Annotated in this window: 6 protein-coding genes; all 6 read right to left on the bottom strand. The window is 61.2% G+C overall.

Annotation, left to right across the window (positions count from 1 at the left end):
• On the bottom strand, positions 1 to 843 hold an 843-nt coding region (locus CK230_RS20520; protein WP_095818949.1), incomplete at its 3' end, for an acyltransferase.
• A gap of 21 nt (positions 844 to 864) precedes the next feature.
• On the bottom strand, positions 865 to 2,052 hold the full coding sequence (locus tag CK230_RS20515) for an acyltransferase (protein ID WP_095818948.1): 1,188 nt from the start codon (positions 2,050 to 2,052) through the stop codon (positions 865 to 867).
• Between the two features lie 53 nt (positions 2,053 to 2,105).
• Positions 2,106 to 3,194, bottom strand: a complete 1,089-nt coding sequence (locus CK230_RS20510) for a GNAT family N-acetyltransferase (RefSeq protein ID WP_095818947.1) — start codon at positions 3,192 to 3,194, stop codon at positions 2,106 to 2,108.
• Positions 3,158 to 4,786, bottom strand: a complete 1,629-nt coding sequence (locus CK230_RS20505; RefSeq protein WP_095818946.1) for a lipopolysaccharide biosynthesis protein — start codon at positions 4,784 to 4,786, stop codon at positions 3,158 to 3,160. The genes CK230_RS20510 and CK230_RS20505 overlap by 37 nt, the downstream gene beginning before the upstream one ends.
• 9 nt (positions 4,787 to 4,795) lie before the next feature.
• The gene (locus CK230_RS20500) at positions 4,796 to 6,019 is read right to left on the bottom strand and encodes a DegT/DnrJ/EryC1/StrS family aminotransferase (protein ID WP_095818945.1); all 1,224 of its coding nucleotides are present in this window, start codon (positions 6,017 to 6,019) and stop codon (positions 4,796 to 4,798) included.
• 1,792 nt (positions 6,020 to 7,811) lie between these two features.
• A complete protein-coding gene (locus tag CK230_RS20495) occupies positions 7,812 to 8,447 on the bottom strand; it encodes a Crp/Fnr family transcriptional regulator (RefSeq protein WP_245429992.1) in 636 nt (211 codons plus the stop codon).
• Between the last annotated feature and the right edge of the window lie 255 nt (positions 8,448 to 8,702).

The following is an 8,702-nucleotide window of genomic DNA, read 5'->3' as shown; positions in this document are numbered from 1 at the left end:
CCAGGTCTCCAGGAGGGCAACGAAGCGCGAGGCCTGGTTCTCCGCGATCTCGAAGACAAGAAGCGCGGCTGCAGCCGCGACTGCCGGCGCATAGAAGCGCCAGACGATCTCGTCCTTGAGGACAGTGAGGGGCACGATGAGAAGGGCGAGCGCGACGATGGTCTGGGCCGGCATGGAGACCAGCCATGCCGGCACCCGCCGGTCAAGGTTCAGTCCTGCCAGGCCGCCCAAGGCGAGATAACCAAAGCCGGTCATGGGATTCAGCCCAATGATCTTGGTCGAGGCTCCGGCCCATTCGAGGCCCGCCTGAGTGACGAGACCCAGACCCACGCAGGCAACGCAGATGTGTCTGGCGGCCTTGCTGGGGGTGAACAGCAGCAAGGGTGCAAACAACAGATAGAATTGCTCTTCGATCGCCAGCGTCCAGAAGTGGTTGAAATGGCCCACCCAGTGACCGGTCGTAAGCACATGGATGTTCGTGGCGTAGAGCAGCATGGCCAGGGGCGCGCCGCCTTCGAAGCCATCGAAGTGAACGAACAGCGACGCCATGAGGAAGAAACCGATTGTCGCGTAGTAGACCGGGAATATCCTGGCCGAGCGCCGAATATAGAAGCGCCCCAGGCCCGCAAGCTCCGTCGTCTCGCCCGCCTCGACCGCCACCCGCGCGCGAGCCAGGATACGGATGATCAAGAGGCCGCTGAGCGCGAAGAAGAGCATTACCCCGTCGCCGCCGAGGGATCCATACGTCCCTTGATGGAACTTGTGGCTGATGAATACGAACATGAAGGCGATCGCGCGCAAGCCGTCGAAACCCTTGATGCGGCGTTCGTCGTCGAGTTTCATCGGTCGTAGCTCCGCCACGATCTATCGCGTGGCCCTTTGCCAGCCGGGGGACAAGGCGGCGGTCGCGCTGCTGGCCTCAGCGCCCTCCCGCGCGGTCAATCTCGCGCCCAACCGCAGAAGCGGTCGCTCGAAGAAATGCCAGGAGAGCGTCGCCAGCGCGAGGGTGATGAAAAGCTCAACGACCGGCTGCACGATAGGCGGCGCGTCGATGTCCATGTGCAGCTTATGGAACACCGTCTGGACGTTGTAGAAATGGACGAACTGGTGCAGGATATAGAAGGCATAGCTCACCCGGCCGAGCGAGCGCAGCGGCCACAGGTTGAGGAAAGCCACGACCGGAGTCTGCTGGTTGCGGGCGATCTGGAACAGAAACAGGCCGGCAACCGTACAGGTCAGCGGTCCCCAGATGTTCCATGTGTCCCGGAAGTATCCGAAGACCAGCGGGATCGCGATCAGCGCCACGCCAGCCGCCGCTTGGGCTTGCGCACCCACCAGCCACGCGGGCGCCTTGAGGTTTTTCAACGATGCGACGAAGCCGCCGACGCTGAGCATGCCGAAGGCGATCAGCGGATCGACGTGGATGGCGTTCGGGTGGGTCTTCACCGACACTAGCCAAGCCAGCATGGCCGCGCCGGCGAGCATGAAGCCGATGCAGATCCGGGCCAGGTATTTGCGGGGGGTGAACAGCAGGATTGGCGCGAAGAGCAGGTAGAACTGTTCTTCTGCCGACAGCGACCAGAAGTGACCGAAATGGCCGTAGTCCCCAGTCGGCGTCATCTCGAAATAGATGTTGGTGCCATAGAGGGTGTAGATCGTCGCTTCCACGCGTGAGAAGCCGACGAATGAGGTGAACAGCGACCCCAGCGCGAAAACGCCGAGACAGGCGTAGTAAAGCGGGAAGATGCGCAGGCTGCGGCGCACATAGAAGTCACCCATCGACCGCCAGCTCGACTGGGTCCCGGCCTCGACCTTTCCGCGCATCTCCGACAGGATCGAGGAGATGAGCATGCCGCTGAGCACGAAAAAGACCCAGACGCCGACGGAGCCATAGGAATCGTGGTGCGGCAGGGTCGTCTTGTGGCTGATGAAGACCATCAGGACAGCGATTGCTCGCACACCGTCGAAGCCGGCAATGCGGTCTTCCGCCGACCGGGCAACCGTCTTAGCGGGCTGGGCCGCGAAAATCGCATTCTGATCAACCGTTGCCATGGATCAATACTCGAGCCGATGCTCCACAGATCGAACTGATGCGCGCAGCCAAGTCATAGAAGTCCGAACCGATAGAGCGCGCTGACCGCCTTGGGCCGAAAGATCGCGCCGTAGCCAAGGCTCAGGGATTCGCCCCATAGGCGCTTGTAGTCGCTCCCTCCACCCAGATCGAACCAGCGCTGGCCGACGCTGGCAGACCACTGGATCGCCGAGTCCATGGAGCGCACACCCACGGAGCAATGGTCGTATTCGGGGTCGCGGACAATGCACTGGCCGAGCACGACGCCGTCCTGGCACATCAGGATGTTGCCGGCCGTGCGCCGATCGCCATCGAGCAGGTGCAGGGAGTGGAACTGGATCGGGCTGTCCCGGGTTTGCGACTTCATGAACGCACGCCAGAACCGCAGACGATCCTCGGCGGCGACTGTCTCGTTGGCGTCGTTGCTTTCCCACATGCGGCCCCACTGGGCGCAGCACCATTCCAGGTCGTCCTCGTCGTCGATGCGAAGCTGCATGAACTCGTCGCAGCGCTTGCGGGCCCGGCGCACATTGTTGCGGTGCTTGCTGGTCCACAGAGCCTCATAGTCGGACTGAAGATCGACTTGCCGGCGTTCCTGCGACCAAAAGGTGCGCGGGCGAAGATCGGCGACGTCGGCTTTCAGCCCACCTTCAATCCGAACCTCCGTGCCCAGGGCATGCAGGGCCCGGCTGAGGGCGGACGGGGAAGACGACGGCGCGATCACGCCTGGAAGCGCCTGATAGGCGACAGGCTCCCAGTATTGGCGGCGGCGGCGCAAGGAGATGAGCGCGGTCGGTTGTCCGTTCTCAGTCGCCAGGGCGTGGCGCTTGCGGACGCTCGTGGGCTGGGTGAGCTCGCGATAAAGGTCGCGGCCGCAACCGGGAATGGCAGGCAGGGCATCCAGGGCCTGGTCGAGTGTCGAGTTCCAGACGTCGAACCAGGTGATGTTGACGCCCCGCGTCGTCAAGCGCGTGACGATGCGGGCAGCGGAGATCACGGCGGGAGCGGCGACATAGCCCAGCGCACGCTCAAAACCCGAGCCGGCGGGGCTCGCGCCAACGGAATCCATGGCTTCAGAGTGGCTCATCACCGATTCCCCCTTCCTTCCCTGCTTGTCGGCCATTCAGGCGATCTTTCGATAAGGCGGCCGATCCGCCCTTTGACCAAAGACCGGACAGATTGCACCCCACCCGGGCGCTCAAGCGCCTGTCCCTGTCCGGTGTTCTCGCCGAGGAAGCGTCGGATGGCGGCGAGGGGGGCGTGCAGGCTCGCGGGCGTCAAGGCTTGGACCCTACCCAGCAGATAGGCCAGTTCACCGGCGAACGGATGGCGGCTCCAGCCCATCGCCAGGAACCAGAATAGCCCGCCAAGCCCGCCGCCCAGGACCGCCTGCAGGATCGATACGTTCATGTCGAGGCCGTTTAGCCCGATGACGACGACCGGGCCGAGCGTCGCGGCAAGAGTGGCGGCGACGCTGGGCACCAGCGCACGCAGATATTCGCCGACACTCAATTTCAGCCGGCGCATCAGAAAGCACAGACCAACTCCTACCTGGATCGGTGTGGTGGCAAAGATCGAGAGCGCCAGGACGAAGGGGCCATGCTGAGCTGCCAAGATCATGATCAGGCTGGTGATCGGCAGGGAGATGATCCAGGCCTTGGCCGTGTCGCGGATCCCGCCGGCGGCTACCAGCGCCGGGAACATCAGGGGGACGGGGAAGTAGAGCATGGTCGCCGCTGCCATCACTTGCACCAGCGGGATCGAGGTCTCCCATTGCGGCCCCAGTAGGGTATGTACCAGGGGATGGGCGAAGAGGATGACCATAGCCAGGCCGGGCCAGTGGAACGCTGTCAGGTTGGCGGCGGCTTTAAGATAGGGGTCCTTGAGGGGACGTCCGGTGCGCGCATGGGCGGCGAAGCCCGGCAGGGCCACCGCTGAGATGGCCGATATGACCAGACGGCTAGGCATTTCAGTGACCTGTTGGCCTCGGCTGTAGAGCCCGACATCGGTGCTGCCACTGGCCCGACCCAGCACGAAAGCCGGAATGACCGCGCCGAGTGAGGTCAGGAGGCCGGTCGCGGTGTTGAAGCCGCCGAAAGCCAGAATCTCGCGCCATTTGGCGAACTCGATCCGGAAGATGGACAGGTCCGGGCGCATCAGGATGGCAAACAGGAAGGTGGAGAGCGGATAGCTCAGTGAGCCCCAGGCGAAGCTCATATAGCCGAAGCCCATCATCACCAGCGCGATGGTGGTGATGTTGCCGACCAGGGCCGAGCCCAGGTTGATGGCCGCGATGCTCCAGAACTTCAGATCGCGGCGAAGCAGAGCCACGATTGGTGAACCGATGCTGGAAAACAGATAGCCGAACGCCACGGTGCGGACGAAGTTCTCCAGGCGCGGTTCGTGGGTGAATTCGGCGTAGAGGCCGGCGGTCGCGAGGAAGGCGGTCGTGAGGACGATGGCGACCGCCAGCATCATGGTGAAGGAGGTGCGTATTTCCTGCTTCGAGAGGTTTTCGGCGCTGACGATGTAATTGGTGACACCGAAGTCCCGCAGACCCTCAGCGAGCGCGACCAGGCTGGCGCCAAGAAAGGCAGCGCCGATTTCGTTGGGTGTCAACAGCCGCGACGAAACATAGAGCGTCGCGAAATTAAGGATGAGGGTGGCGTACTTCTCGAAATAGACCGCGACCACCGCGCGCCGAACGCTCGCCATTCCTGCCGCTCACTTTCGATAAGACTGGCCCCGATGCGGGACCGTCACCATACCTCGCCCCGAATCCCGGAGTTGGAGTCTTGCGCTGTGGATTTTGAACCGAGTGGCCTCGATCAGGGCCGAGGCAACCTTCTGTTGATCCTCGTCGGTCATTTGAGAATAGAGCGGAAGGACGATGGCATGGTCCTGGGCTGCCTCCGACTCGGGCAGGGACATGCGCAGGGGTTGAGAAGCATACACGTCCTCACGGTGGGCGCACATGATACCGCGCCGAGTGGCGACACCGGCATCCAGCATAGCCTGCATGACGGTGCGCTGGTCGGTTGACTCCGGCAGACGGACGCAAAAGCTCTGCCAGTTGGTGCGCGCATACGACGGTTCGCTCACAAGGCCGAGCCATTGCGCCCCGCAGAGCAACTCGGTGTATCGGGCGGCCAGCGCGCGGCGGCGAGCCACGATGCCGGGCAGGCGCTTGAGTTGCTCGCGGCCGACAGCGGCCTGGATGTCGGTCATCCGATAGTTGTAGCCAAGAACCGGGTGGGTCTCGAGGATGACCTGGGCCGAGCCATGGCGGACCGTGTCGGGCACGCTCATGCCGTGCTGGCGCAGCAGCTTGAATTTGGCGGCCCAGTCAGCGTGCTTGGTGGTCAACATACCGCCGTCGCCGGTACTCATGATCTTGCGTGGGTGGAAAGAGAAGCACGCCACGTCGCCATGCGCCTTACCGACCTTCTGCCACTGACCGTCCCAGAGGATCTCGCTACCGCTGGCGCAGGCCGCGTCCTCGATCACGGGCAAGCCCTTGGCCCTGGCGATGTCGACCACCGCGGCCATATCGCAGGGCAGGCCCATTTGGTGGACGACCAGGATCGCGCTGGTCTTGGCCGAAAGCGCCTGCTCGATCAAGGCCGAGTCGATGTTGTAGGTGGCCGGATCGATGTCGACAAAGACCGGAGTCGCGCCGCAATAGGTCACCGCGTTGGCCGTGGCGATGTAGGAGTGGCTGACCGTGACCACGTCGTCGCCGGGCTTTACCCCGGCGGCCAGCAGGGCCAGGTGCAGGGCTGTCGTGCAGTTCGAAACAGCCACAGCGTGTGGCGCGCCCGTGAAGGTGGCGAACTCCGCCTCGAAGGCCGCGACCTCGGGACCTTGCGTGACCCAGCCGGACAGGATGACGCGGCGCGCCGCCTCGGCTTCGGCCTCATCCATCGTAGGCTTGATGATCGGAATCATGCGAGGATCCTTAGCTGGAACGAAAGCCTACCTCGGCGCGAGAAGTTGCGATTGTCGTATCATGGCGAAGCCGGTCGCTCACCTTGTCCTATTGTGGGATGCAAACGCTGACTCGGCGGGCCGGGCGTATTAGGATATTGGGGGGTGACCGACGACAGGCATACCGCTTTCGGTCAGCGGACAGGTCACTCAAGCCTGATGTTCCAGGGCGTCGAACCGGTGATACGCGTCCCGTGGGCTACATGGACCGTGTAGATCAGGATGACCAACTCGAGGCAGAGCTGGACGGGGTCTCAGTATGTCCGAAACTTAAAGCCGCTGGCCGCCTTTTTTTGACAACACGGCGGCATGAATTCGGGGCAAAGGTTCCCTGTACAACCTTCAGATAGCGTTGCAAGCGTGCGGCCCGACACTTCGGAGGGAAGCCGACATGTGTCGGGCCTACCGGTAGGGTAGCTCCGTGTACGGCCAGAGCGCCGGCCTTGAGAGGATTACATTAACGCTAATATTATGAAATTCAGCAATTGGGAGTAGCTGAGGGTGGGTCTACAGGGACTCTGGCATCTATCTTGCGTCCCAACCTTGCGAGGGCAAAAATTGGGGGTTGTGAAGATGCGCATAAACACTCAGCCAGGCCGAAGGGTAGGCCTGCCTAAATGCATATTTTGCGAGCCGATTCACGTCAGGAATGTACAAACCAACGAAAATGGAGAAGTTACCATCTCTATAACAGCCGTTGATATTTATACGAAGAACTCAACGCAGCGCTACGAGATAATCTTGACCTTGGAGGAACTCGGCATCCTTACGCTGCTTGGAAGTGAATCCTCGTCTGCCAGGGGCGAGTAATGACATATGGGTCGGGCGACGCGGAAATAATTGGTATCAAGGTGGCGGCTCCGACTTGGCGTGAGAAAATTGCCTGAGTGCCAGAGCCGCCCGCGCAGCCGATGGGGCACCGGCTACGTTGTTCCATTGTGGGGCAATGCGATATATTATTAGTTAAGTATATATGATGTGCGGCCCGCCACAACGTCAGGGCTTCCGCGTGCACGTTGCAGGTGAAATGCTAAGGCTCTATTTCAGAGCGCCCAAATGAAAGCTTGGCCTCCCGTCCACGGCGCATTCCGATCGCCATATCTGCCAGAAAGGTCGCGACGTTGGGCTGACCAAAGGCTGGTGGCTAAAAAGACATTTCGTAGACCCCAACTGATGTGACTTGCGCTGGAAGGTCGCTCAAGCCCAGGCCGTTGGCCAAAAAGCCGGGGAAAACTGTGCCGTCGGGTTTTATTTCAAAGTCGCTAATATTATGGCTGCTGCCAGTCGGCTACGTCACCCAAGGCCGGCTAGGCCCGACGGTCAGACAATTGTACCCCAACGGGCTGTCGGGCCGCTAGCGTAGACTTTCCCATCCGAGTAGGCGCGCGAGGCCCGGCGCCGGTTGGGTTGGGGCTGACGGCGCCGGGCCTGACCGGCAGGATCCTCAAAATTCTGCGCGCCGGTGGCGTAGAGATATATGCCATTGATTGTATAAGAAATTCATCCAAATGAATAACTGAGGAGTAGGACGGCGGAGCACGATTGGCGCCTGCTTATTTCCGATTTGAAACGTCGATGTGGACGTGCAGGCGTACTGCTAACGACAGCAACGCTGACGTCACTCCTTAAACTGCGCGTCTCACTGGTTCCGCGGGACAGCCTCTAGAAGCTCACCTACGCTGGAGCGGCAGCCAGGCCGAGGCTTCAAGTCCGGAGTCTTCGCGAAAGCGTTTGGATAAAAGGCGCCTGGCGCTCAGTTCTTGATATAGCCCCCGTCGAACCCAACGAATTTCGTCAGGCCAGCAGGATCGAGCAGGCGGACATGGCCCTGGCGGAATTCGAGAAACCTGCGCTCGCGGAGTTCCCGCAACATTCGATTGACATGGATCGGAGTAAGGCCAAGGGCGTCAGCGAGGTCGTATTGCGTGAGCGGACAGTCAAAGCCGTTGCGGTCAACCGCGCCAACTCGTTGCAGACGCCCCGTCAGTTCGAGCAGCAAATGCGCCGTCCGCTCCAGGGCGGTACGTCGTCCTATATTGGCGAGATGCTGAGCTATCACAGCACCATTGCGTGCGAGGGCCTCAACGATGAACGAGAACAAGTGAGGCGATTTCATAGCGGCGAGCGTCAATGTCTTTGTGGACGCCACAAGCAACGAGAGGTCGGTCCGGGCCACGAACGTTTCGACGGTGCCGCTTCCATACGGTTGAGACAGGACCACATCGCCAGTCAGAGCAAAATCGAGAATTTGCCGCTGTCCCCCCGGGAGCTCGTGAGAAATGCAGCCCCAGCCGGACTCGACGATGTATATACGATCGTTGCTGTCGCCCTGACTGAAGATTACCGCGTCGGCTGGATATCGCTTGGCAGCGAACCCGAGCGTCTTCATCAACGCAGCGTCGTCATCGTTAAGTCCAATGTATGACGAACGGTGCTCGTCCCCTTTCGAAAAAGAACGTGAAGCAAACGTCATCCGTACCCCTCGCCCCCAAGTGAATGCATACCTCCCTCAACTTCATCATGTATATGAAACTTCACGTGATGAGCAACCCTTTCAGAGGCCGGTGCGGGAAGGTATCGCGATATTGAATCGAGCACTAACTCTGGCTCCAAACGAGTTGTGATCCGAGTCGTATTGGCTAGG

It is taken from the genome of Mesorhizobium sp. WSM3859 (genome assembly GCF_002295065.1).
GTDB lineage: Bacteria > Pseudomonadota > Alphaproteobacteria > Rhizobiales > Rhizobiaceae > Mesorhizobium.
The sequence above is the reverse complement of the archived record's forward strand: the minus strand, read 5'-3'. Positions and strand labels throughout refer to the sequence as shown.